Source organism: Streptomyces sp. ME02-8801-2C, assembly GCF_033793965.1.
In the GTDB taxonomy this organism is placed as follows: Bacteria; Actinomycetota; Actinomycetes; order Streptomycetales; family Streptomycetaceae; genus Streptomyces.
The window spans coordinates 1-25,457 of the sequence record NZ_JARAXP010000019.1 but is presented as its reverse complement, the minus strand read 5'-3'; the positions used below and the strand labels follow the sequence as shown (position 1 = coordinate 25,457).

Annotated in this window: 20 protein-coding genes; 14 read left to right on the top strand and 6 right to left on the bottom strand. The window is 70.8% G+C overall.

Annotated features, from left to right (window positions below; translation table 11 throughout):
• The first annotated feature begins 35 nt into the window (after positions 1 to 35).
• Both PV396_RS38135 and PV396_RS38130 read left to right on the top strand, forming a co-directional pair.
• Positions 36 to 1,337: a peptidoglycan recognition protein gene (locus PV396_RS38135; protein WP_319212710.1), complete on the top strand. Its 1,302-nt coding sequence runs from the start codon at positions 36 to 38 to the stop codon at positions 1,335 to 1,337.
• 115 nt (positions 1,338 to 1,452) lie between these two features.
• Positions 1,453 to 2,535 (top strand): NDP-sugar synthase, encoded by a 1,083-nt coding sequence (locus tag PV396_RS38130; RefSeq protein ID WP_319212709.1) that lies wholly within the window; start codon positions 1,453 to 1,455, stop codon positions 2,533 to 2,535.
• A 205-nt stretch (positions 2,536 to 2,740) separates the two neighbouring features.
• Here PV396_RS38130 and PV396_RS38125 read toward each other — a convergent pair whose 3' ends face one another.
• The 4 genes from PV396_RS38125 to PV396_RS38110 all read right to left on the bottom strand — a co-directional run bounded on the left by PV396_RS38125 (position 2,741) and on the right by PV396_RS38110 (position 7,345).
• Positions 2,741 to 3,757: a DNA-3-methyladenine glycosylase 2 family protein gene (locus tag PV396_RS38125; protein WP_319212707.1), complete on the bottom strand. Its 1,017-nt coding sequence runs from the start codon at positions 3,755 to 3,757 to the stop codon at positions 2,741 to 2,743.
• Between the two features lie 93 nt (positions 3,758 to 3,850).
• Positions 3,851 to 5,143 (bottom strand): coenzyme F420-0:L-glutamate ligase, encoded by a 1,293-nt coding sequence (locus tag PV396_RS38120; protein ID WP_319212705.1) that lies wholly within the window; start codon positions 5,141 to 5,143, stop codon positions 3,851 to 3,853.
• 629 nt (positions 5,144 to 5,772) lie between these two features.
• Positions 5,773 to 6,732, bottom strand: coding sequence for a 2-phospho-L-lactate transferase (gene cofD / locus PV396_RS38115; protein WP_319212704.1), 960 nt, complete (start codon positions 6,730 to 6,732; stop codon positions 5,773 to 5,775).
• Between the two features lie 82 nt (positions 6,733 to 6,814).
• On the bottom strand, positions 6,815 to 7,345 hold the full coding sequence (locus tag PV396_RS38110) for a cysteine dioxygenase family protein (protein WP_319212702.1): 531 nt from the start codon (positions 7,343 to 7,345) through the stop codon (positions 6,815 to 6,817).
• A gap of 670 nt (positions 7,346 to 8,015) precedes the next feature.
• Here PV396_RS38110 and PV396_RS38105 point away from each other — a divergent pair.
• From PV396_RS38105 to PV396_RS38095, 3 genes are all read left to right on the top strand, one after another.
• Positions 8,016 to 8,279 (top strand): WhiB family transcriptional regulator, encoded by a 264-nt coding sequence (locus PV396_RS38105; RefSeq protein WP_010034659.1) that lies wholly within the window; start codon positions 8,016 to 8,018, stop codon positions 8,277 to 8,279.
• 211 nt (positions 8,280 to 8,490) lie between these two features.
• Positions 8,491 to 12,159 (top strand): glycosyltransferase family 2 protein, encoded by a 3,669-nt coding sequence (locus tag PV396_RS38100; protein ID WP_319212700.1) that lies wholly within the window; start codon positions 8,491 to 8,493, stop codon positions 12,157 to 12,159.
• Positions 12,156 to 13,643, top strand: coding sequence for a DUF5719 family protein (locus PV396_RS38095; protein WP_319212698.1), 1,488 nt, complete (start codon positions 12,156 to 12,158; stop codon positions 13,641 to 13,643). The genes PV396_RS38100 and PV396_RS38095 overlap by 4 nt, the downstream gene beginning before the upstream one ends.
• 47 nt (positions 13,644 to 13,690) lie before the next feature.
• Here the strand turns inward: PV396_RS38095 and PV396_RS38090 are convergent, their stop codons facing one another.
• On the bottom strand, positions 13,691 to 14,140 hold the full coding sequence (locus PV396_RS38090; RefSeq protein WP_319212842.1) for a metallopeptidase family protein: 450 nt from the start codon (positions 14,138 to 14,140) through the stop codon (positions 13,691 to 13,693).
• A gap of 314 nt (positions 14,141 to 14,454) precedes the next feature.
• Here PV396_RS38090 and PV396_RS38085 point away from each other — a divergent pair, with 314 nt between their 5' ends.
• The 8 genes from PV396_RS38085 to PV396_RS38050 all read left to right on the top strand — a co-directional run bounded on the left by PV396_RS38085 (position 14,455) and on the right by PV396_RS38050 (position 22,868).
• On the top strand, positions 14,455 to 14,874 hold the full coding sequence (locus PV396_RS38085) for a DUF3499 domain-containing protein (RefSeq protein ID WP_319212697.1): 420 nt from the start codon (positions 14,455 to 14,457) through the stop codon (positions 14,872 to 14,874).
• A 102-nt stretch (positions 14,875 to 14,976) separates the two neighbouring features.
• Complete coding sequence (locus PV396_RS38080; RefSeq protein ID WP_319212695.1) at positions 14,977 to 16,350, top strand: phosphomannomutase/phosphoglucomutase; 1,374 nt, start codon at positions 14,977 to 14,979, stop codon at positions 16,348 to 16,350.
• A gap of 251 nt (positions 16,351 to 16,601) precedes the next feature.
• Positions 16,602 to 16,772 carry a Trm112 family protein gene (locus tag PV396_RS38075; protein WP_190149712.1) on the top strand — a complete coding sequence of 57 codons (171 nt, stop codon included), beginning with the start codon at positions 16,602 to 16,604 and terminating at the stop codon, positions 16,770 to 16,772.
• A 29-nt stretch (positions 16,773 to 16,801) separates the two neighbouring features.
• Positions 16,802 to 17,941, top strand: a complete 1,140-nt coding sequence (locus PV396_RS38070; protein WP_319212692.1) for an SIS domain-containing protein — start codon at positions 16,802 to 16,804, stop codon at positions 17,939 to 17,941.
• A gap of 86 nt (positions 17,942 to 18,027) precedes the next feature.
• A complete protein-coding gene (gene manA / locus PV396_RS38065) occupies positions 18,028 to 19,179 on the top strand; it encodes a mannose-6-phosphate isomerase, class I (protein WP_319212690.1) in 1,152 nt (383 codons plus the stop codon).
• 202 nt (positions 19,180 to 19,381) lie between these two features.
• Entirely contained in the window at positions 19,382 to 20,359 is a 978-nt protein-coding gene (locus PV396_RS38060; RefSeq protein ID WP_319212689.1) for a cation diffusion facilitator family transporter, read from the top strand.
• A gap of 270 nt (positions 20,360 to 20,629) precedes the next feature.
• Entirely contained in the window at positions 20,630 to 22,087 is a 1,458-nt protein-coding gene (gene ahcY, locus PV396_RS38055; protein WP_319212687.1) for an adenosylhomocysteinase, read from the top strand.
• 163 nt (positions 22,088 to 22,250) lie between these two features.
• Positions 22,251 to 22,868 carry a hypothetical protein gene (locus tag PV396_RS38050; protein WP_319212685.1) on the top strand — a complete coding sequence of 206 codons (618 nt, stop codon included), beginning with the start codon at positions 22,251 to 22,253 and terminating at the stop codon, positions 22,866 to 22,868.
• Here the strand turns inward: PV396_RS38050 and PV396_RS38045 are convergent.
• Entirely contained in the window at positions 22,865 to 23,842 is a 978-nt protein-coding gene (locus PV396_RS38045) for an RDD family protein (RefSeq protein ID WP_319212683.1), read from the bottom strand. The two genes, PV396_RS38050 and PV396_RS38045, sit on opposite strands and share 4 nt — an antisense overlap.
• A gap of 131 nt (positions 23,843 to 23,973) precedes the next feature.
• Here PV396_RS38045 and PV396_RS38040 point away from each other — a divergent pair, with 131 nt between their 5' ends.
• A complete protein-coding gene (locus tag PV396_RS38040) occupies positions 23,974 to 24,981 on the top strand; it encodes a stage II sporulation protein M (protein ID WP_319212681.1) in 1,008 nt (335 codons plus the stop codon).
• Positions 24,982 to 25,457: the final 476 nt, after the last annotated feature.

Sequence of the window (25,457 nt, the reverse complement as noted above, 5' to 3'; positions counted from 1 at the left end):
GACAGATATGTATGACTATGTCCAGGATCAGGGGCATGCGTATCCCCCTTTCTTCCTCTGTCGGCGTCGTCTGTGCAACCGCCCTGGCGCTCCCGTTGACCCTGCCCGTCACCCCGGTTTCGGCCCTGGCGAGATCCGCCGAGGCAAGACCGGCGAAGGCGGCTCCCTCCGATCCCGCTGTTCCCGGCAGCACCCAGTCGCTCCCGCTGGCCCCCCGCCCCGGCGACCGCATCCTCGGCTCGGCCGCCGAACAGGGCCTGTACCGGCCGGACGTACGTCACTTCTCGCTCGTCGGAGTCGTCTGGGACAACCCGGACACCGAGTTGTACGGCCGGGTCGAGGTCCGCACCCGGGAGGCCGGCGGCGGCCAGTGGTCCGGCTGGCAGGACGTCGAGACGCACAACCACGAACACGCGGCCGACCCCGAGTCCGCAGAACGCACCTCGGGCCGGGTCCGGGGCTCCACGGCCCCGCTGTGGGTGGGCGACTCGGACGGCGTGGAGGTGCGCGTACGGGCGGACGGCGGGGGACGCGCGCTGGACACGCGCGCCCCCCTCCCCGCGGGCCTGCGCCTCGAACTGGTGGACCCGGGCACGGAACCGACGGCATCCGACCGCCAAAACCCCCGCGCGACGGAGCCGCAGCCGCAGGAGGACCCGGGGTCGGAGTCGGAGTCGGGGTCGGGGTCGGAGAACACGAACCTCGTGCCCGAAGAGCGCCGGATGAAGCCGTACATCGGCCCCCGCCCGAAGATCATCCTGCGTCGGGGCTGGGGTGCCGACGAGTCGCTGCGCGAACGCGGGTTCATCTACACGAAGAAGGTGAAGGCGGCCTTCGTGCACCACACGGCCTCCGGCAACAAGTATTGGTGCTCGCAGGTGCCGTCCGTCATCCGCGGCATCTACCGCTACCACGTGCTGAGCAGCGGCTGGCGGGACATCGGCTACAACTTCCTCGTCGACCGGTGCGGAAACATCTACGAGGGCCGGGCGGGCGGCACGGCGAAGCCCGTGATGGGCGCACACACGCGCGGATTCAACACCGACAGCATGGGAATCGCCGTCCTCGGAACTTTCACCGGCTCCAAGCCGTCCAAATCGGCGGTGAACGCGATCGCTCGGCTCACCGCCTGGAAACTCGGTCTGTTCGGGGGCAATCCGAACGGAAAGACATACCTGACCTCAGGGGGTGGGAATCTCTACCGAAAGGGAAAGAACGTACGACTGAACGTGATCTCCGGCCACCGGGACGGCTTCGCCACCGAGTGCCCGGGTCGGCTGCTCTACGAAAAGCTCGGCACGGCACGGAAGACGGCGGCCAAGTACCAGGGGCGATGAGTTCACGCATCGCGCCACCGGAGCTCGGTTCTGCAGACGAACGGTCGAACGATCTGCACACACTGGCCGGCCGAACGCGATTTCGGTCGGTCCCGGCAGGAAGCAGAGACGACAGGTGACAGAAGCGATCCTCCTGGTCGGGGGCAAGGGCACCCGGTTGCGTCCGCTCACCGTGCACACCCCGAAGCCGATGGTCCCGGCGGCCGGGGTCCCTTTCCTCACCCACCAGTTGGCGAGAGCGAGAGCGGCGGGGGTGGACCACATCGTCCTGGCGACCTCCTACCTGGCCGAGATCTTCGAACCGCACTTCGGCGACGGCTCGTCGCTCGGCCTCCATCTGGAGTACGTCACCGAGGACGAACCCCTCGGCACGGGCGGCGCGATCCGCAACGTGGCCTCCCGCCTGCACTCGGGCCCCGACGACCCGGTCCTCGTCTTCAACGGCGACATCCTGACGGGCCTGGACATCAGGGCCCTGGTCCGCACCCACGAGTCGACGTCGGCGGACGTCTCGCTCCACCTCACCCGAGTGACGGACCCGAGGGCCTACGGCCTGGTCCCGACCGACGAAACAGGCCGAGTGACGGCTTTCCTGGAGAAACCCCAGACCCCCGAGGAGATCGTCACCGACCAGATCAACGCGGGGGCGTACGTCTTCCGCCGCTCGGTCATCGACACGATCCCGGCAGGCCGCCCGGTGTCGGTCGAAAGAGAAACGTTCCCGGAACTCCTCTCCGCCGGCGCACACCTCCAGGGCCTGGTCGACTCGACGTACTGGCTCGACCTCGGCACCCCGGCGGCCTTCGTACGGGGCTCGGCGGACCTGGTCCTGGGCCGCGCCCCGTCCCCGGCCGTCCCCGGCCGCTGCGGCGACCGCCTGATCCTCCCCTCGGCCCGAGTGGCCGCCGACGCCAAACTGACCGGCGGCACGGTGGTGGGCGAGGGCGCGTACGTGGCGGAGGGCGCCCGCGTCTCGGGCAGCACGATCATGGCCGGTGCGGTGGTCGAACCGGGCGCGGTCATCACCGACTCCCTGATCGGCACGAGGGCCCGCGTGGGCGAACGCTCGATCCTGACCGGCACGATCATCGGCGACGGCGCGATCATCGGCGCCGACAACGAACTGAGGGAGGGAGTACGGGTGTGGTGCGACGCCAGAATCCCTCCGGGGGCACTCCGTTTCTCCCCGGACGAGTAGGCGCGCATTTTCAGCCCGTCCGCCCTTTGAGGCCTCGGCCCGCGCCCCCAGCCCGTCCGCCCTTTGAGGCGCCGGCCCGCACCATCAGCCCGTCCGGCGTTTGAGGACAAGGCCCGTTCAGGGCCGTAGGGGGGTCTGGGGGCGCAGCCCCCAGGAATGGGATGGGACGGGTAGGGGCGGCGGGGGCGAAAACCGAACCGCCGCCTCACAACCGCCCAATATCCCCCGGCTGCATCCGCGGCCCCCGCCTCCCCGGCGTACGCCCACTCAACAGAATCAACCGAGCCGCCCGATGCCGCTGCCCCGCATACGGCTCCAGCAACGACAACATCACCTCATCATCCGCATCCCGATCCCCCGCCAACGCGAACCCGACGATCCCCGGCAGATGCAGATCCCCCACAGTCACCGCATCCGCCGCCCCATGACTCCGCTGCACAACCTCCGCCGAGGTCCACGGCCCCACCCCCGAAACCACCTCCAGCCGAGCCCGAGCCCGCTCCGGATCCAGCGCCACGGCCTCCTCGAGCCGCCCAGCGACCCGAACCGCCCGCAGAATCGTCGACGCCCGCTTGTTGTCGACCCCGGCCCGATGCCACTCCCAGGACGGAATCAGCGCCCAGTCCCGGGCCGAGGGCACCACGAACAGCCCGCGAGGCGAACTCGCCGGCCCAGGCGCAGGCTCCCCGAACTTCCGTACGAGCAACCGCCAGGCCCGATAGGCCTCGTCGGTGGTGACCTTCTGCTCCAGCACGGAGGGGATCAGCGACTCCATGACCAGCCCGGTCCGCGTCAGCCGTAGCCCCGGCCGCTGATGCCGGGCGAGGGCGACGATCCGGTGCCGGGGCGCGAACACCTCGGGATCGTCGGCCGCCCCCAGCAACTCGGGCATCTGCTCCAGCAGCCACTCGGCTCCCGGCCCCCATGCCTCGCCCCGGACAACCCCGTCCCGCAGCGCGACCCGGAGCGTCCCGGGCCCGGCGGGCGTACGGCTGGTCCGCCACACGGACCCGTCCGGCGCAGCCCAGAACGTGGGGTCGCCAGGCCCCCGCCGCAACGGCCCCAGTACCAGCCCGAGGTCGAGCGGCACACCGGGCACCCAGGTCCGGGTCCGCCCGGGCGCCACGGCCTGCCGGGGCACCCCACCAGGCACAACGACATGACCACCTCGCACGGTGGTACGAGTGGGCCGCGAGGGCTGGGAAGCGAACCGTCCTGCCACGAGACCGTTCCTAGCACACGAAGAACGAAGCCAGAAGAAACGAACGTCAGCTGGGACAGCGCCGCCGCGACCGCGAACTCACCGCACGTCGATTCACCGCACCTCGATGAACGCCCCCGCATCCCGATCCACCCGAGCCTGCGAAGCCTGAGCAGGATGCCCGACCGCGACCGCCCCCATCGGATCCCACCCGGCGGGCAGCCCCAGCACCTCCCGCACGACATCCCGGCAAAACATCGTCGACGACACCCACGCCGACCCGAGCCGCTCCCCGGCGAGCGCGACCAGGAAGTTCTGCACCCCGGCCCCGGCGGCGACCACGAACATCTCCCGCTCGGCCCCGTCCCGCCGCGCGTCCCCGTACGTGTGCGACCCGTCCATCACGAGACAGGGCACCACGAGATACGGCGCCGCGCGCAGCACATCCCCGCGCCGAACCCGCTTCTCGATGGACGCCTCGCTCTTGCCGTCGCGCCGCAGATCCGCGATCCAGGCGTCCCGCATCGCGTCGAGCAACTCGGTCCGCGACCGCTCCGACTCCAGCAGTACGAAGCGCCAGGGCGTCGTGTGATGCGGGGCGGGCGCGGTCACCGCGGCGGCGACCGCCCGCCGTACCGCACCGAGGTCGACGGGCTCGTCCGTGAAGGCCCGCACCGTCCGCCGCTGGGTCACCGCCTCCCGTACGGCCTCCGAGGTACCGAGCCGGAACATGTCGTCGCGGGCGTCGCGCACCATGGCCCGTGCCCCGGTCACCCCGGCATCGTCATCCTCACCCACCACGACATGCGACAGCCCACGCACGACGGCGACGGGCAGCCCGGAAGCCTTGCCCTTGACCAGATCCCCGGCGGCGGCCAGCTCGTCGGCGGTCGCCACGACGGTGGCGGACAGCGGATTGCCGTACGCGTCCGTGCCCCCGCGCAGATCGTCGAGCACGCGGACGCCCGCGGCGCCGATCGCCACGTCCGTGAGCCCCGCGCGCCAGGGGCGCCCGAAGGTGTCGGTCACGACGACCCCGATGTTGACGCCCAGGGCGTCTCTGAGCCCGTCCCGCACCGCACGGGCGGACGCGTCGGGGTCCTCGGGCAGCAACAGCACTGTGCCGGAAGGCGTGTTGGAGGCATCGACGCCGGCGGCGGCCATGACGAGCCCCTGCCGGTTCTCCACGATCCGCAGCGCCCCGCGCCGGGCGACGACCCGGACGGTCTCGGCGTCGATGGCGGCCTCCCGGTCCGCCGCCTGGACGACACGCCCCTCGGCCTTGGACACGATCTTCGAGGTGACGAGCAACACGTCTCCGTCGATCAGCCCGGGCTCAGCGTCGGCAATGAGCTTCGCAAGATCGTCCCCACCCCGAACCTCAGGCAACCCCTCCACAGCCCACACCTGATACCCACCGGCACCACTGCCCCCGGCACCGCCACCGGCACCACTGTCCCCGGCACCGCCACCGGCACCACTGTCCCCGGCACCGCCACGGACCCCGCCACCGGCACCCGCACGCGCCCCGCCACGGCCACGGTCCCCGGCACCGCCATTGCCACCCGCGCCCGCACCGGCACTGCCACGGGCACCTGTACCGGCACCGGCCCCCGGAGGCGCCCCGCCACTGCCACGGTCCCCGTCACCGGCACTGCCACGGGCACCTGTGCCGGCCCCGTCACGACCGGCGGCCCCGTCACCGGCACCGGCCCCGCCCCGGCCACGGGCCCCGTCACGGACGCTGCCACCCGCACCGGCACCGCCAGGGACACCCGTACTGGCACCGATACCGCCACCGTCACCTGCACCGCCTGTGGCACTGGCACCGCCTACGGCACCGGCACTGCCACCGGCACTGCCACCCGCATTGGGGCGGCCGCCGACATCGGCGCGGACATCCTCACCTGCACCGCCCACGGCACCTGCACCGCCCACGGCACCTGCACCGCCACCCGCACTGCCACGGGCACCCGCACCCGCACCACCACAGACCCCCGAAGCGCCGCAGGCCCCCTCACCGGCAAACTCGCCGCTCACGCGCCCTGCACCTCCTCCGCCAGTGCCAGCGCCTCGCGGGCCATCTGTGCCGACGCCTCGACGTCCGTCATCATCAGCGGCACCGCGCGGCAGCGGATGCCCGCCGTCTCCACGCGTTCCACCGTGCCCGCGTCGACCGTGTCGACGAGCCAGCCGTCCAGGAGCCCCGAGCCGTAGTGTTCGGCGACCGCCGCAGCCGTGGCGTCCACGCCGACCGCCGCGAGCACCTTGTCGGCCATCCCCCGCACGGGCGCGTCCCCGACGATGGGGGAGAGGCCCACCACGGGCACCCCGGCCTCCGCGATCGCCTCGCGGATCCCGGGCACGGCCAGGATCGTGCCGATGGACACGACGGGGTTGGACGGCGGGAAGAGGATCACGTCGGCCTCGGCGATCGCCTCGAGGACACCGGGCGCCGGCTTCGCCTGCTCCGCGCCGACGGGCACGATGGCCTCGGCCGGAACCGAGGCCCGCAACCGCACCCAGTACTCCTGGAAGTGCACGGCCTTGCGCTCACCATCGACCTCGACGGCGACATGGGTCTCCACGCGGTCGTCGGACATCGGGATGAGCCGCACCCCGGGCTTCCACCGGTCGCACAGCGCCTCCGTGACGGCGCTCAACGGAAATCCCGCACCGAGCATCTGCGTCCGCACGATGTGCGTGGCGAAGTCCCGGTCGCCGAGACCGAACCACTCCGGCCCGACCCCGTACGCCGCGAGCTCCTCCTTCAGATGGAAGGTCTCGTCGGTCCGCCCCCAGCCCTGCTCCTCGTTGATGCCGCCGCCGAGGGTGTACATCACCGTGTCGAGATCGGGGCAGACCTTCAGCCCGAAGAGGTGAATGTCGTCCCCGGTGTTGCCGATGACGGTGATGTCCGCGTCCGGCACGGCCCGCTGAAGACCACGCAGGAACCGGGCACCACCGATGCCGCCTGCCAGAACCACAATGCGCATACGGCCAAGTCTTGCAGGCGGGTACGACAACGCGTCGGCAGGTCTGTCGCGGAGACGGCCCCCGACCGCGACGACGCCCCTCTCAGCCGGCCACGACCGCCGAGGGCGCGCAGCGCGCCGCGTGCATCGGCATCTCGGTGAGGCCCGGGTAGTAGACGTGCAGGCTCACGGCCGGTTCGAGGCTGTCGTTGACCACCTCGTGCACGTACCCCGGAGCGAACACGCTCCCCCACTCTCGGCTTCGCTCGAGCGGGGGGACCCCCACCGAGCCCGCCCCCAACGCGCGCGTGCCGCGCTCCGTCCGCTCGGTGAGCCGCCCCTCCAGGACGGTCAGGACGCCCGACGAACCGCCGTGGTCGTGCAGCCCGCTGCCCTGTCCGGGGACCCAGGACAGCAGCCACACCTCGTAGCCGGGGCCGGTGCGCAGCCGGTGGTACCAGCGCGATGTCGCGTCGTACTCGACCAGGTGTGCCCACTGGGAGCGGTCCGCGGCGATGGTGCGGGCCAGGCCGACGAAGTCGGCGACGGTGGCCGGGTGCTCGCGCGGGGCCTGGAGGAGGTGCGGTACTTCGAGGATGTCGCCGGCGATCTGGAGGTCGCTGTCGCTGTTCATGGAGTGCGGAGGTCCTCGGCAGAGTGTGGGGGTTGGCTGGGTGTCGCGTACCGCCCGCCCGGATCACGGGTGGGAAACGCATCGCCCTGATGTGGGCTTCGAGGGAAACAGCAGCCGAGTCACGGTGGACTCAAAGGCAGCCGGAGCGCGTTGGGCTCAACAGCTGGAACAGCAACAACAGCTACAGCGAGCTGGGGCAGCACCGAGGGACCGCGCGGGGCGGGTCGAGGTGAGTGCCAAGTTCGCGAGCATGCCCACAAGGACACCGGTTCACACACTCACTGTCAACTCGACACCCGGTATGTGGGACGCGTTTCACCCCATCCGGTTCATCTGTCAGGTGAAAGGTTTGTTCGCGCGTCTTCGGGGACACATGGCGCACAACCAGGCGCACGGACCTCGGAACGAGATCGAACTTCTGGACGTCCTCCCCCGTACAGGCTCTGTATGGGGGTAGCCGTTCCCCTGGGGCCTCCTCCTGCTGTCAAGGTTTATGACGATTTGAACACTTTCCGCATGGCCTTGGTTCCGCAGAGTGAATAAGGGGCCCAATAGCAGATCTCGGCTTGACTCGCCCGGATCAGCACACTTGTAATTTCACTCGTGTCGTTCGGCCGATACCGGTTGACGGCAACCTCACGGGGACGCGAAAGACAGACGAGGGGCGCACATGACCGAGACGGTGCAGCAACTGCTGGTCGACGACGCGGACGAGGAACTCGGCTGGCAGGAGCGCGCGCTGTGCGCCCAGACAGACCCCGAGTCCTTCTTTCCCGAGAAGGGCGGCTCGACCCGAGAGGCCAAGAAGGTCTGCCTCGCGTGCGAGGTCCGCTCCGAGTGCCTCGAATACGCCCTCGCGAACGACGAACGCTTCGGCATCTGGGGCGGCCTGTCCGAGCGCGAACGCCGCCGGCTGAAGAAGGCCGCCGTCTGAGGCGCACGGCACGGGATCAAGGCGACACAGCGAAGGGCAACGCGGTACACGGCGGCACAGCACGGCGAACGGCCCGTCGAGGGTGGTTATCCACAGGCGGCGGGCCGCTGTGCTGCCCAGCCGATAGTGTGGCTGCTCGTCCGAGACGCCCCGCCGCTCACACAGGGCACAGGCGTCCACCACAGTCCACCGAACCGGGGCCCGTACCTCGATGTCCGCGCACAGCCACACGGCAGCCGACTACGGCACTGCCACCACGCCCGAGTTCCCGCGTCACGTGGTGACGGCGGTGCTCGTCACCCACGACGGCGCCCGCTGGCTGCCCGACGCGCTCGCCGGGGTGCTCGGCCAGGAGCGCCCGGTGCAGAACGTCATGGCGGCCGACACCGGCAGCGCGGACGAATCCGCCCAGCTGGTCACCGACGCCCTCGGCGCCGACCGAGTCCTGCACCTCGCCCGCCGCACCGGCTTCGGCCAGGCCGTCGAGGAGGCCAACCGCACCGCGCCGGTCCTCACACCGGACGAGCTGACGTACCTGAAGCGCCCCAGCGGCTGGGACCCCGTCACCCGCAGCTGGCGCGACGACGCGTACGACATGCCCGAACTCCCTCACGGGGAGCCGGTGCAATGGCTCTGGCTGCTGCACGACGACTGCGCCCCCGAGCCGGACGCCCTGGCCCAGCTGCTGCGGGTCGTCGAGAACGAACACGAGCTCGGCCGGGCGGACGACATCGCGGTCGTCGGCCCCAAACTCCGCGGCTGGTACGACCGCAGACAGCTCCTCGAAGTCGGCGTGACCATCGCCAGCTCCGGCCGCCGCTGGACCGGCCTGGACCGCCGTGAACAGGACCAGGGCCAGCACGACCACGTCCGCCCGGTGCTGTCCGTGTCCACCGCGGGCATGCTCGTACGACGCGACGTCTTCGAGGAACTCGGCGGCTTCGACCGCCGGCTGCCCCTGATGCGCGACGACGTCGACCTGTGCTGGCGCGCCACCGCCGCCGGCCACCGGGTCCTCGTCGCCCCGGAGGCGGTCGTACGGCATGCCGAGGCGTCCTCCCGCGAGCGCCGCACCGTCGACTGCGGGGGCCGCACCTCCGCGTCCCCACACAAAGTCGACAAGGCCGGCGCCGTCTACACCCTGCTCGTCAACAGCCGTACGGCGCAGCTGCCCTGGGTGCTGCTGCGCGTGATCCTCGGCACCCTGGTGCGCACGGTGGCGTATCTCGTCGGCAAGGCCCCCGGACAGGCCGTCGACGAGATCCGCGGCCTCCTGGGCACCCTGCTGCGACCCGAGCGGATCATCGCCGGGCGCCGCAGGCGAGGCGCTCCCCAGATCGACAAGGGCGAACTGAGGGCACTGTTCCCGCCGCCCGGCGCGACCGTGCGGGCCACCATCGAACAGGTCGCCGGCGACCTCGGCGGCCGCTCCGACCCCGAAGCCACCTCCGGCGCGGGCCGGCACGGCAACGCGGTCGAGTCCGGGCCCGGCGGTGACGACGCCGACTTCCTCGAGGTCGAGCAGTTCGTCCGGCTCAAGCGCATCGCCCGCAAACCCGGCCCGGTGCTCTTCCTCGTACTCCTGCTCGTCTCGCTCGTCGCCTGCCGTGAGCTGCTCGGCGGCGGCGCTCTCGCGGGCGGCGCGCTGCTGCCCGCGCCCGCCGACTCCGCCGAACTCTGGGCGCGCTATCTGGACGCCTGGCATCCGGTGGGCGTGGGTGACACCTCGTCCGCGCCGCCCTACCTCGCGATCATCGCGATGCTCGCCTCCGCCCTGTTCGGCTCGACGGGCCTCGCGGTCACCGTCCTGCTGATCGCCTCGGTGCCGCTGGCGGGCTTCACCGCGTACTTCGCCTCCCGCCCGCTCGTCGAATCACGGCTCCTGCGCGCGTGGGCGGCCGTCGTCTACGCGTTCCTGCCCGCGGCCACCGGTGCCCTCGCCGGCGGCCGGATCGGCACCGCCGTACTCGCCGTCCTCCTCCCGCTGATGGCCCGCGCGGGCGTCGCGGCGAGCGGTCTCGCGCATGCGTCGGGGGCGCGCGGCAGCTGGCGCGCCACCTGGGCGTACACACTGCTCCTGACGATCACCACCGCGTTCACACCCATCGTGTGGCCCATCGCCCTGCTGCTCGGCCTCGCGCTGCTTGTCGTACGGCGAGGCGAGATCACCGCCTACGGGCTGCGCTTCCTCGCCCAGTTCGGCGTGCCGCTGCTGGTGCTCGCCCCCTGGTCGCTGTCGCTGCTCCCGTTCGGCTTCTTCAAGGAAGCCGGCCTGGAGTACGGCTCCGGCGCCGCCGGCGCCCTCGACCTCCTCAGCGCCAGCCCCGGCGGCCCCGGCACGGTCAGTGGGCTGATGCTCATCGGCGTCGTGCTCGCCGCGCTGGCCGCCCTGCTGCGCACAGAGCGCCAGTCCGGCATCTGGACCGCCTGGGCGGTGGCCCTGGTGGCGCTCGTCTTCGCGGTCCTGTCGAACAGCTCGGCCTGGGCCGGACCCGCCACCCTCGTCTACGGACTCGCGCTGCTGGCCGCCGCCACGCTCGGTGCCGACGGGGCACGCTCGCGCGTGGCCGAGCAGAGCTTCGGCTGGCGTCAGCCGGTCGCCGCGTTGATCGCGTTCGCCGCCGCCGCGGGCCCGCTGCTGCTCGCCGCCGGCTGGATGATCCGCGGCGCCGACGGCCCGCTGGAGCGACGCGACCCCGTCCAGGTGCCCGCGTTCGTCGCCGAGGAGAGCGGCACCCGCGACCAGGCCCGCACCCTGGTCCTGGCCAGCGACTCCACCGCCCGCGTCGGCTACACCCTGGTCCGCGGCTCGGGCGCCCGCCTCGGCGACGGCGAACTCGCCGCCCAGAGCGGCGAGAACGCGCTCCTCGACAAGGTCGTCGCCAACCTCGTCGCGGGCTCCGGCGCCGACCAGGCCGACGAACTCGGCGACTTCGCCGTGCGTTACGTCCTCGTCCACCGGGGCGCGCCCCGCCAGGTCACTCGCGTCCTGGACGCCACGCCGGGTCTGAGCAGGCTCAGCCAGCAGGACGGCGTCGCGCTGTGGCGCGTCGACCAGCAGGTCTCGCGCGCCGCCATCGTCCCGGCGTCCGGCGCCGGCGACCCGCTGCCCGTCGCCGCGGGACCCGTCGACATCCACACCGCGATCCCGGCCGGCGCAGGCAACCGCGTCCTGCGCCTCGCCGACGCCGTCGACGAGTCCTGGACGGCCACGCTGGACGGAAAGCCCCTCACCCCCACCACCCTCGACGGCTGGGCCCAGGGCTTCGAACTCCCCTCCTCCGGAGGGAAGCTGGACGTCACCTTCGACACCCCGATCGGCCACACCGCCTGGCTGTGGACCCAGGGCGCGCTGGCCGTCGTCCTCGTCGTGATGGCCCTGCCGGGCCGCCGCCGGGACGTCGACGACGACCTCCCCGAGGAAGAGCGCGAGATCCCCGCCCAGGCCACCTCCGGCGACGGCCGCCGCGCCCGCCGACTGCGCGCCCAGGCGGAGGCCGACGAGACCGAACAGGCCGACGAACAGGCCGAGTTCCCGTCGGACCCGCCTCCTCCCTCGGAGGAGGTCCCCGCCGCGGCCGGGCAACAGCAGCCCTACGGCGAGGAATGGAACAACGCGGCCTACGCGGGCGCCCAGTTCGACGCCTACGGCGCCGACCAGTTCCAGAACGCCCAGCAGTACCCGCCGGGCACCTACGACCCGGCGTACCAGGGGGAGCCGTACCAGAGCGGCCAGTACGACCCCTACGCGTACGGCGGTTCGCCGCAGAACGCGGCGTACGACCAGACGTACACCCAGGGTTACGACCCCGCGTACGACCCGGCGCAGCCACACCAGCCCCACCCGCAGGGTGAGCACCCCGACGGGAGCCAGCAGTGAACCGCACCACCATCTCCCTGATCGCCGGCACGACCGCGCTCGCCGCCGTCACCGGGTTCGCCTCGATGAGCACACCGGACGCGTCCGACGCGGGCACGGCCAAGGCGGCCGCCCAGCTGCCCGTGGAGCGCACGAGCCTGCTCTGCCCGGCTCCCAGCTCCTCCGACCTCGCGGAGACGACGTACACGTCCTTCACGCCCGTCACCAAGGGCACCGGGAGCGACGGCAAGGCCGAACTGGCAGCCGCCACCACGAAGTCAGTGGCCGGCGCCAAGGGCAAGGGCAAGGCGACCAAGCCCGTCCTCGCGCCCAAGGAGCCCGGAAAGCCGGTCGACGGGGACACCTCGGGCGGTGACGCGCCCGCGCTCCTCGGCACCGCCGAGGGCAAGTTCGCGCCGGGCTGGACCCTGCAGGAGACCACCGACGTCGACGCGGGCATCGGGCGCGGCCTGCTGGGCGTCAACTGCGCCGTCCCGGACACCGAGTTCTGGTTCCCGGGCGCCAGCACCGCCGCCGACCGCACGGACTACGTCCATCTGATCAACCCCGACGACTCCGCCGCGGTCGTCGACATCGAGCTGTACGGCAAGGACGGCAACCTCAAGTCCGAGGTGGGCGAGGGCATCACGGTCCCGCCGCGCGGCAGCGAGCCGATCCTGCTGTCCACGCTCACGGACGGCCCACAGGCCGACCTCACCGTGCACGTGAACGTGCGCAGCGGCCGGGTCGGCGCGGCCGTCCAGGCCCTGGACGCCAAGACCGGCGGCGACTGGCTGAGCGCGTCCAGCGAACCGGCGGCCAGCCAGGTCCTGCCGGGCATCCCCAAGGACGCCACCTCCGTACGTCTGATCGCCTTCACGCCCAGCGAGAACGACGCCGACCTGAAGGTGCGCCTCGCCTCCCCGACCGGCCTGATCACGCCGGCCGGCAACGAGACGCTGCACCTCAAGGCGGGCATGACCGCGGTCGCCGACCTCGGTGACCTCACGCGCGGCGAGGCCGGCTCCGTGGTGCTCACACCGACCGACACCGCGGTGCCGTTCGTCGCCGCCCTGGAGGTCGTACGCGGCAAGGGCGCCAAGCAGGAGACCGCGTTCATCCCGGCCACGGGCCCGATCTCCACGCGCGCGACGGTCGTCGGCAACACCGCCAGGGGCACCATCCTGTCCCTGACCGCCCCGGACGGCGCCGCGCAGGTCAAGGTGACGGCGTCCGCGGGCAGCGAGGGCGGTACGGCGGCCACGAAGACGTACACGATCAAGAAGGGCACCACGCAGGACCTCGAACTCCCCGTCCCGGCAGGCCTGAAGGGCACGTACGCGCTGACGGTCGAGCGGGTCTCCGGGGGAGCCGTCTACGCGTCCCGGACCCTCCTGGCACCGGAGGACGGCGTCCCGGCATTCACGGTCCAGACACTGCCGGACGACCGGGCGACCGTGGCGGTGCCGGACGCGGAGCAGGACCTGTCGGTCCTGCAGCAGTGATCGACGTACAGAAGTGATCGCCCCGCGAGGCGATCAGGGACCTTGGGTCATTCCTCGCCGTATCGCGGATCGACGGTGTCGGGCGTGAGCCCCAGCAGCTCGGCGACCTGCTCGACCACGACCTCGTGGACCAGGGCCGCGCGTTCGTCGCGGCCCTTGGTCCTGATCTCGACCGGGCGGCGATAGACCACCACGCGCGCGGTGTGACCCTCGCGGGCGGGAATCGTGCCTCCCAGGGGTACCGCCTCGTCGGCCCAGGCCTCGGGCGGGCCTTCGAGCCGCGGTACCTCGAGGACGACGAAGTCGATGTCCGCGAGCTGCGGCCAGCGCCGCTCGAGCCGCTCCACGGAGTCCTGCACCAGATCCGCGAACGCCTCGGCGCGGCTCGCGGAGAGCGGAACCTGCGGCGGCGCCACGGGGCCGCGCATGCCACGGCCGTGGCGATCACGGCGGCGGGGGCCGGGGCCTGCGGCGCGGGGCGGTACGGGGTTGTCCATCACTGACGAAGCGTAGTCCCCGTGACCACCGCGCGGGTGCCTGGCACGCTGCGCCCACGGTCGCCGACCAGGGCCGGACGGCCTGCCGACGCCATGTCGCGAGAAGACCATTCCAGCCAAGGTTGGGCTCGATTTCATATCCATCCCAGATCGCCGATGGCCGTCAATCTCACGGTAATTGACATGTTTTGCGCCAAGTGGGTACCGGGGCGGGGTTGTTCGGTATCCCGTACCCCGATGTCGCCCCAGGTCAACGGGGTGTCCCAGAAGACCCGTGTGGGCGGTTTCACACCACGACACGGGAGTGTGGCCTGGTGGGGAGTCGTCGCGGCCCGCTCAAGAGTGCGGTACCGTCCAACGTCGTGAGCCCTGTACGTCGCTGTTCGCGCACCGCTTGCGGCCGTCCCGCCGTCGCGACGCTGACGTACGTCTACGCCGACTCGACCGCGGTCCTCGGCCCCCTCGCCACCTACGCCGAACCCCACTGCTACGACCTGTGCGCCGAGCACTCCGAGCGCCTCACAGCGCCGCGTGGCTGGGAGGTCGTCCGGCTTCTGGACAGCTCCGCTCCCGCACGGCCCAGCGGAGATGATCTGGAAGCGCTTGCCAACGCGGTCCGCGAAGCGGCCCGCCCACCGGAGCGGAACGCCGAGGGCGGCGCACCACGCACGGCGGACCCCCGCGAGGTCGCACGGCGCGGACACCTCAGGGTGCTGCGGTCCCCCGAGAACTGAGAAACCGCTTTCCACATCGCGGAATCCAGCGACCCTCCATGCGCGGGAGTTGTCGGTCCCGACGGGTAGTTTGGGGCGACCGATGAGACTTTTCATGGAGGGATGGCCGTGCCCGCAGATCTGTCGCAGCTCGTGAAGGCGTACGACGTACGTGGTGTGGTCCCGGACCAGTGGGACGAGCCGCTGGCGGAACTGCTCGGCGCTGCCTTCATCCAGGTGACCGGGGCGGACGCGATCGTGATCGGACACGACATGCGGCCCTCGTCGCCCGGCCTGTCGCGGGCCTTCGCGCGCGGGGCGGCCGCACGCGGCGTCGAGGTGACCGAGATCGGCCTGTGCTCCACGGACCAGCTCTACTACGCGTCGGGTGCGTTCGACCTGCCCGGCGCCATGTTCACGGCCTCGCACAACCCGGCCCAGTACAACGGCATCAAGATGTGCCGGGCGGGCGCCGCACCCGTCGGGCAGGACACGGGCCTCGCCGAGATCCGGGAACTGGTCGAGTCCTGGCTGGACTCGGGCGCACCGGAGCCGAAGCCCGGGACGCCGGGAACGATCACGTCACGGGACACGTTGGAGGACTACGCGGCGTACCTCCGCTCGCTCGTCGACGTGACCTCCATCCGCCCTCTGAAGGTCGTCGTCGACGCGGGCAACGGCATGGGCGGCCACACCGTGCCGACGGTCTTCGCCGGCCTGCCCCTGACCCTCGTCCCCATGTACTTCGAGCTGGACGGCACGTTCCCGAACCACGAGGCCAACCCGCTCGACCCGGCCAACCTGGTGGACCTCCAGAAGCGGGTCCGTGAAGAGCACGCAGACCTCGGCATCGCCTTCGACGGGGACGCGGACCGCTGTTTCGTGGTCGACGAACAGGGCGACCCGGTCTCGCCGTCGGCGATCACCGCCCTGGTGGCCTCCCGCGAACTGGCCCGCAACGGCGGCTCCGGGACGGTCATCCACAACCTGATCACCTCCTGGTCGGTCCCGGAGGTCGTCCGCGAACAGGGCGGCACACCCGTACGCACGCGCGTGGGCCACTCCTTCATCAAGGCCGAGATGGCGCGCACGGGCGCGATCTTCGGCGGTGAGCACTCCGCGCACTACTACTTCAAGGACTTCTGGAACGCGGACACGGGCATGCTGGCCGCCCTGCACGTCCTCGCCGCCCTCGGCGGCCAGAACGGCCTCCTGTCGGCCCTGGTGGCCCAGTACGACCGGTACGCGGGCTCAGGCGAGATCAACTCCACGGTGGCCGACCAGACAGCCCGCCTGGACGCGATCAGGACGGCCTACCAGTCCAGGGACGGCATCGAACTGGACGACCTGGACGGCCTGACGGTCACGGCAGCGGACTGGTGGTTCAACGTCCGCCCCTCCAACACGGAGCCCCTCCTACGCCTGAACACGGAGGCAAGGGACGAACCGACCATGGCGAAGGTACGGGACGAGGTCCTGACCATCATCCGAGGCTGAGGCCGCCGGGGGGTAGGCCCTTTTTTCCAGCCCCGGCCCGCATTTCCAGCCCGTCCGGCGTTTGAGGACAAGGCCCGTTCAGGGCCGTAGGGGGGTCTGGGGGCGCAGCCCCCAGGGACAGGATGGGACGGGTAGGGGCGGCGGGGGCGAAACCCTTCCCACCCCTGCCCCACCACGCCCGACACCCCACCCCCCACGGCGGTACCCTGACCAGGCCACACCACTGCGTCGCACCCCCGAAGGGACACCTCATGCCGCTCGAAGCCGGCCTCCTGGAGATCCTCGCCTGCCCGGCCTGCCACGCCCCCCTCAAGGAGCAGGACACCGAGCTGATCTGCACAGGCCAGGACTGCGGCCTGGCGTACCCCGTCCGCGACGGAATCCCCGTACTGCTCGTCGACGAGGCCCGCCACCCCGCGTAGTCCCGACCCGGCGATCGGAGGTGCCATCCATGCTCGACGAATCGCTGCTCGACGCCCCCGAGGCGTTGGCGGACGCAGACCGCCGCAACCTCCTGCGCGGCGCGGCCGAAGCGGGCGCCCGCGTCCGCACCGCTGCCCGGCACGCGGCCGAGGCAGGCATCAACGACCTCAAACCCGACGGCCGCCCCCGCGCCGTCCTCATCGCGGGCCCCGGCGCCGCCGCGACCTGCGTCGCCGACCTCCTCGGCACCCTCGCCGGCGCGACCACCCCCGTCATCCGCCTGGCCCCCACCGGCGTCGCCCCCGCGGCAGGCGCCCTCCGCTGGGAGCTGCCGGGCTGGGCCGGCTCCGTGGACCTGCTCCTGATCGCCACCCCCGACGGCACCGAACCGGGCCTGTCCCTGCTCGCCGAGCAGGCCTACCGGCGCGGCTGCACGGTCGTCGCCGTCGCGCCCACCAGCACCCCGCTCACCGAGACGGTGCAGGGCGCCGCCCATGGCCTCTTCGTAAGGATGGCGACCGCCCCGTACGAGCAGGAGGGGACGGACCTGCCCCTCGCCGCGTCCGCCCCCGGTGTCCTGTGGGCGCTGCTCACCCCGCTGCTCGCCCTCCTGGACCGTACGGGCCTGCTCGCAGCCCCTCCGGACGCGCTGGAGAAAGTCGCCGACCGCCTCGACAACATCGCCGAACGCTGCGGCCCGGCCATCGCGACGTACAGCAATCCGGCCAAGACCCTCGCCGCCGAACTCGCGGACACGCTCCCGGTGATCTGGACGGAGGGCACGTCGGCCGGACCCGCGGGCCGCCGGTTCGCCGCCGCCCTCGCCGAACTCGCCGGCCGCCCCGCGCTGGCCGCCGAACTCCCCGAGGCACTCGCCGCGCACGGCGCCCTGCTCGCGAGCCGGCTCGCCGCCGGCGCCGACCCCGACGACTTCTTCCGCGACCGCGTGAACGAGGCTCCCGCCCTGCACGCGCGCGTGGTCCTGCTCCGCGACCGACCGGCCGGCGGCCTGAGCGCCGCCCCCGCCGCCCGCGAACTCGCCCTCGGCCACGACACGGCGATCAGCGAGCTCGAACCGGAGGACGGCGCCGAACTGGAGACCCTGGCGGAACTGATCGCCACCACGGACTTCGCCGCGGTGTACCTGGCGCTCACCGCCGGGACCTGACCCGACCTGACCTGCCAAGAACTCGCGAGGACTCACTCCTCGTTCACCTACTTCAACCTGCACGCAGGAAGAACAGAAAGACCGGTATGGACCGCCTCGACAACACCATCCGCCCCTACGCCTGGGGATCCACCACCGCCATCCCGGCGCTCCTCGGCACCGAGCCGACCGGTGAACCGCAGGCGGAGATGTGGATGGGCGCCCACCCCGGCGCCCCCTCGCGCACCGGACGCGGCACGCTCGTCGAGGTCATCGACGCGGACCCGCAAGCCGAACTCGGCGCGGCGGCCGTGGCCAAATTCGGCCCCCGCCTGCCCTTCCTCCTGAAGATCCTCGCCGCCGGCGCTCCCCTCTCCCTCCAAGTGCACCCCAACCTCGCCCAGGCCAGAGAGGGTTACGCGGACGAGGAGAACCGCGGAATCCCGGTGGACGCCGGGCACCGCAACTACAAGGACGCCAACCACAAACCCGAACTGATCTGCGCCCTCACCGAGTTCGACGGCCTGTGCGGTTTCCGCGATCCCTCGCAGGCCGCCGAACTCCTCGCCGGCCTGAACGTCGACTCCCTGAAGCCGTACGTCGACCTGCTGCGCGCCCACCCCGAGGAGGCGGCGCTGCGCGAGGTCCTGACGGCCGTACTCGGCGCGGACCGCGAGGACATGGCCCGCACGGTCACCGAGGCCGCGACCGCCTGCGCCCGCCTCGGCGGCGACTACGCGCCCTACGCGGACATCGCCCACCACTACCCCGGCGACCCGGGCGTCATCGCCGCGATGCTCCTGAACCACGTACGACTCCAGCCCGGCGAGGCACTGTTCCTCGGCGCGGGAATCCCGCACGCCTACCTCAACGGCCTGGGCGTCGAGATCATGGCCAACTCCGACAACGTCCTGCGCTGCGGCCTGACCCCCAAGCACGTCGACGTCCCCGAGCTCCTGCGCGTCGTCCGCTTCGAGGCGAGCGACCCCGGCGTACTGCGCCCGGAGGCCTCCGCCGACGGCGAGGAGGTCTACGACACCCCCATCGACGAGTTCCGCCTCTCCCGGTACGTCCTCACGCAGACCACGCCCACCCGCGAACTGGCCCTCCCGACCCCGCAGATCCTCCTCTGCACAGCAGGCTCGGTCCGCGCCGGCGACATCGAACTCGCCCCCGGCCAGTCGGTCTTCGTACCGGCGAACGAAAAAGCCGAAGTGTCCGGCCCCGGCACGCTCTTCCGGGCGACGGTCGTCGTCTGACACCCCGTTCGGCACCCCGCCCGGCACCCCCGGAGACCGTCAACGCCTGCCGGTGACTGTTCAAGCACATCCCGGGCACTGGTTGCCAGGGCCTGTGTGACAGCCTGGCGGGTCGTTGTCGGAGGTGGCTGCAACAATGGCCCACCGGCAAAGGGCGGGCAAAGCCCGGGACAGCGAACGTACGAAGGGACAACGCGAACACATGAGCGCGTCAGGCGGCACCAGGGCGATCGTGGCGGCACTCGGCGCCAACCTCGCGATCGCGGCAGCGAAGTTCGTGGCGTTCCTCTTCAGCGGCTCGTCGTCGATGCTCGCGGAGTCCGTGCATTCGCTCGCCGACTCCGGCAACCAGGGGCTTCTTCTCCTCGGCGGCAAGAAGGCCCAACGCGAGGCAACTCCGCAACACCCCTTCGGCTACGGCCGCGAGCGGTACATCTACGCCTTCCTCGTCTCCATCGTGCTCTTCTCGGTCGGCGGCATGTTCGCGATCTACGAGGGCTACGAGAAGATCAAGCACCCGCACGAGCTCGAGCACTGGTACTGGCCGGTGGGCGTCCTCGTCTTCGCGATCATCGCCGAGGGCTTCTCCTTCCGTACGGCCATCAAGGAGTCCAACCCCCTGCGCGGCGGCGACTCCTGGAAGGACTTCGTCCGCCACGCCAAGGCGCCTGAACTGCCCGTCGTCCTTCTCGAGGACCTCGGCGCGCTCGTCGGTCTGATCCTGGCCCTCGGCGGCGTCGGCCTCGCCCTCGCCACCGGCGACGGCGTCTGGGACGGCATCGGCACCCTCTGCATCGGCATCCTGCTGATCCTGATCGCCCTCGTACTGGCCGTCGAGACCAAGTCCCTGCTCCTGGGCGAGTCCGCGGGCGCGGAAGCGGTCGTGAAGATCGAGAAGGCGATCGTCGACGGCGACACCGTCACCGGCATCATCCACATGCGCACGCTCCACCTCGGCCCCGAGGAACTCCTGGTCGCCGCCAAGATCGCCGTCCAGCACGACGACACCGCCGCCGAGGTGGCCACCGCGATCAACGCCGCCGAAGGCCGTATCCGCGCCGCCGTCCCGATCGCCCGCGTCATCTACCTGGAACCGGACATCTACAGCGAGAAGGACGCCGCCAAGGGCCCCGACCCCGAGGCGTCCCCGGGCGGTCCGACCCAGCCCGCCGCCCACTGAGTTCACCTCCGCTCGGCCTCGATGTGTCCGGATGTGTTCGCAGGCGGACTGGGGACGGTCGGCCGACAGGTGTAGCTTGGGACGGAGCCAGACGTCGCTGCTGATGGCGGTCGGGCGGTCCCAACGAGGACCGACCGAGGGAGAGAGGGCCTCCGACGGACTGCGCTGCGCGTACTGGGGCACGCCCGTGTCCTCTTCGGGCACCCCTGTGTCCGCCGCCGCGCAGAACAGCCGTAATCACCTCTTCCCAACCTTGAGGAGCAGCCCGTAATGACGACTGTCGACAACCGACAGGACTTCAAGGTCGCAGATCTCTCGCTGGCCGCGTTCGGCCGTAAGGAGATCACCCTTGCCGAGCATGAGATGCCCGGTCTGATGTCCATCCGTAGGGAGTTCGCGGCGGCGCAGCCGTTGGCGGGTGCCCGGATCATGGGTTCGCTGCACATGACCGTGCAGACCGCCGTCCTGATCGAGACCCTGGTCGCCCTGGGTGCCGAGGTCCGCTGGGTGTCCTGCAACATCTTCTCGACGCAGGACCATGCGGCCGCGGCGATCGCGGTCGGCCCGCACGGCACGCCGGAGAACCCGCAGGGTGTCCCGGTGTTCGCCTGGAAGGGCGAGACCCTCGAAGAGTACTGGTGGTGCACGGAGCAGGCGCTGACCTGGCCGGGCAGTCCCACGGGTGGTCCGAACATGATCCTGGACGACGGTGGTGACGCCACGCTCCTGGTCCACAAGGGTGTCGAGTACGAGAAGGCCGGCAAGGTGCCGGCCGTCGAGACGGCCGAGAACGACGAGCACCGGGTGATTCTCGAGCTGCTGAACCGGACGATCGGCAATGGTTCGCAGAAGTGGACGCAGCTGGCGTCGGAGATCCGTGGTGTGACCGAGGAGACCACGACGGGTGTGCACCGCCTGTACGAGATGCAGCGCGAGGGCAGCCTCCTCTTCCCCGCGATCAACGTGAACGACGCGGTGACGAAGTCGAAGTTCGACAACAAGTACGGCTGCCGGCATTCGCTGATCGACGGGATCAACCGGGCCACGGATGTACTGATCGGCGGCAAGACGGCGGTCGTCTTCGGGTACGGGGATGTGGGCAAGGGCTGTGCGGAGTCGTTGCGCGGTCAGGGTGCGCGGGTGATCGTGACGGAGATCGACCCGATCTGTGCGTTGCAGGCGGCGATGGACGGTTATCAGGTCGCGACGCTGGACGATGTGGTGGAGACGGCGGACATCTTCATCACCACGACCGGCAACAAGGACATCATCATGGCCTCGGACATGGCCCGGATGAAGCACCAGGCGATCGTGGGGAACATCGGTCACTTCGACAACGAGATCGACATGGCGGGCCTGGCGAAGATCGAGGGCATCGTCAAGGACGAGGTCAAGCCGCAGGTCCACACGTGGAAGTTCCCCGACGGCAAGGTGCTGATCGTGCTGTCGGAGGGCCGTCTGCTGAACCTGGGCAACGCGACGGGGCACCCGTCGTTCGTGATGTCCAACTCCTTCGCGGACCAGACCCTGGCCCAGATCGAGCTGTTCACCAAGCCCGAGGAGTACCCGACCGACGTCTACGTGCTGCCCAAGCACCTCGACGAGAAGGTCGCCCGCCTCCACCTCGACGCCCTCGGCGTCAAACTCACGACGCTGCGCCCGGAGCAGGCGTCGTACATCGGGGTCGAGGTCGAGGGCCCGTACAAGCCGGACCACTACCGCTACTGAGCCGGTATTCCGACTGATGGTGAACACGCCCGTGCACTGACGCGTTCACCACCAGCAGGTCCTCCGAGGCAGGCCCCCGCACCCCCGTGCCGGGGGCCTGCCCCTTTACCGAGGCTCAGCGGCTCGAAAGCTCGAGCGACAGTCCGAAAGACCCAGGACCCCCATGCCCCGCGGCCGTTATTCGCTTCACGATGCGCACGATCACACCCCCCTCGCAGAAGAGCACTTCCACTGCGCCCCCGGCCCCTCCGGCTGGCGCTACGTCTCCCAGCTGACCGCTCCCTCGGGCGACCACACCGGCTCCGTCGACCTCACCCTCGACGACCTGGGCCGCCCGATCCGCCTCGAACTCCACGCGGCGAGCTGGCAGATCCGTGGCGCCGCACTCGACGGCGTCACCTGGGTCCGCACCGACCCCACCGGCACCCACGCCACCGAAGGCAACGTCCGCGCCCATGCCTTCACCGGCACATCGCCCGCCTTCTTGGTCGCCACCACCCGTCTCCTGCGCCTCACCCCCTCCGCCACCGCAACCCGCGTACGCCTCGTCGCCTTCACGGACCCCGTCCTCGCCCCCCGTACCGTGGACCAGTCCTGGGCCTTGGTGAAAAGAGAAGCACACGCCACTGACAACGGCCCCCTGACCGTGGACGAATACCAGGTCACAGCCCTGGACACCGGCGAACAGCACGCCGTGCACATCGCCGGCGACGTAGTCCTCGCCGCCCCGGGCATCGAGCTGGAACACCTCGAATCCCCGCCGTCGGTGTTCGCCGACTAGGCAGGCGGCGCGAACCCGCCGGAGGAGCGGCGATCGCCGGCCTGGTCCGCCGGCTCGGCTTCGACGACCGGGACAGGGACGCCGGCGCCGGAGACCTGCGGATGGGAGACCGCGGCGGGCGGATGAAAAGCCACACCCGGCGGCTGCGGCGCCGCAGGACCGAACACCCCCGGGCCACCATGCACGACATGGCCACCAGGCACCGAGGGCCCCACGGCCGCAGGCCCGCTCCCGAACGCCCGCCGAGCTTCCCGCACCTGCCGCTCCTGCAGCACAGCCGCCAGATAGGCCGCCGGCGGAACACCCTGCGGCGCCGGAGCCCCCGTACACGCCGCCACCTCGGAGGCCAGCCGCTGGGCCATGGCCCAGCCCACCTGCGGATCCAGCTGCCCCATACGCGTCAGATACTGACGTACGGCCAGCCACAACCCGTCGGGCACGGCCGACAGGTCGAGCTCCGCGAACCGCCCGGACAACCACGGCGGCGGAGGAGGTACGAAAGCGGCCCGAGCCACCGGCACTCGCTCCCGTACGACGAGCGTGCCCGCGACGACATCACCGAGCCGCCGCCCACGCGCCGACACGAGCGACGCGATACAGGCCACCACTCCGAACGTCATCAGGATCTCGACCACCCCGACCGCACCACGCACCAGCGCGTGCCGGAACCGGATCGGCCCACCGTCGTCCCGCACCACCCGCAGACCGCACGCCAGCTTTCCGAGCGATCGCCCATGGCTGAGGGTCTCCACCGCGATCGGCGCACCCACCAGCACCAGAAGGAACGCGGCGACGGCGACAGCGGCCTGCGCCGCCTCGTCCAATGAAGCCGTGGATATGACCAGAACTATGGTGACCAGGGTGTAGACCACCCCGACCACCACAAGGTCGAGCAACACGGCGAGCGCCCTGCTGGGCAGTTTCGCTGGGCGCAGTTCCAGCGCCACTGCCTCGCCCGTAACCAGCTCACTCACGCCTGCCGTCCTTCCCCTGACCTGCCCCTGGAACAGCAAGTCTGCCAAGCTGACAGGGCATCGCGCCGCAGTACGACAAGCCGACACCCACGACGTGCAGTCGGCGAACAGCCGAGGAGCAGGCAAAACCGATGGACCTCGACGTCTTCGTCTCCGCCCACCGCGCCGAGTGGGACCGCCTGGACGCACTGCTCCGCCGCCAGCGCCGCCTCAACGGAGCCGAGGCGGACGAACTCGTCGTCCTGTACCAACGCACCGCCACCCACCTCTCGCTGATCCAGTCGAGCGCCCCGGACCCCCAGCTGACCGGCAGGCTCAGTCAACTGGTGGCACGCGCGCGTAGCGCCGTGACAGGAACCCGCCGCGCGTCCTGGCGCGACGTCACCCGATTCCTCACCCACGGCTTCCCCGCGGCGGTCTACCGATCCCGCCACTGGTGGGTCCCCACCGCGCTCATCTCCACGGCGGTGGCGGTCCTCCTGGGCTGGTGGATAGGCACCCACCCCGAGGTGCAGTCCTCCATAGCGGCCCCCGACGAACTGCGCGCCCTCACCCGTCCCGGTGGCGAATATGAGACGTACTACTCCAGCCATCCCGCGGCGTCCTTCGCCGCTCAGGTCTGGACGAACAACGCACAGGCCGCAGCGATGTGCCTGGTCCTGGGAGTCTTCCTCTGCCTGCCGGTCGTCTGGATCCTCTTCGAGAACATGCTCAACGTGGGCATCGGCATCGGCCTGATGTCCTCTGCGGGCCGCCTGGACACCTTCCTCGGCCTGATCCTGCCGCACGGCCTCCTGGAGCTGACCGCGGTCTTCGTGGCCGCCGGCACGGGCCTGCGCCTCGGCTGGACGGTCATCGACCCGGGCCCGCGCTCCCGCCGCACGGCACTGGCCGAAGAAGGACGAGCCGCCCTGGGAATGGCGATCGGCCTGGCCCTGGTCCTCTTCGTCTCGGGCGCCATAGAAGGCTTCGTCACCCCGTCCGGTCTGCCCACCTGGGCCCGCATCACGATCGGGGTCGTCGCCGAACTGGCCTTCCTCGCGTACGTGTACGTCCTCGGCGGTCGTGCCGCGCGCGCCGGCGAGACGGGTGACCTAGAGGCGGCAGAGCGGAGCGCCTCGGTCCCCACTGCCGCCTGATGTGCGGACACGGCGGCCGGGCTGCTAGTCTCCTCTTCGCCCCACAGAAACCGTTGACGCGGAGCGAGTGGGGAGGTAGATTAGAGCAGTTGCCTGGAGCCGGACAGGTTCGGTGGCGGCAGTGAAAATCTACTGGTTTCTCGAGGACTTTGATTCCCGAGGGCCACCTCCCGATGAATCTCAGAAATGAGCAGCCGGTCAGCCCGGCCGAAAACTTCTGATAAAGTCGGAGCCGCCGGAAAGGGAAACGCGAAAGCGGAAACCTGGAAAGCACCGAGGAAATTGGATCGCGAAACGGTCTGATAGAGTCGGAAACGCAAGACAGCAAGAACCGAAGGGAAACTGCCCGGAGGAAAGCCTGAGAGAGCCTCTTGGGCGAGTACGAAGGAAGCGTCCGTTCCTTGAGAACTCAACAGCGTGCCAAAAATCAACGCCAGATATGTTGATACCCCGGCTCACAGAATGTTCTGTGGGTT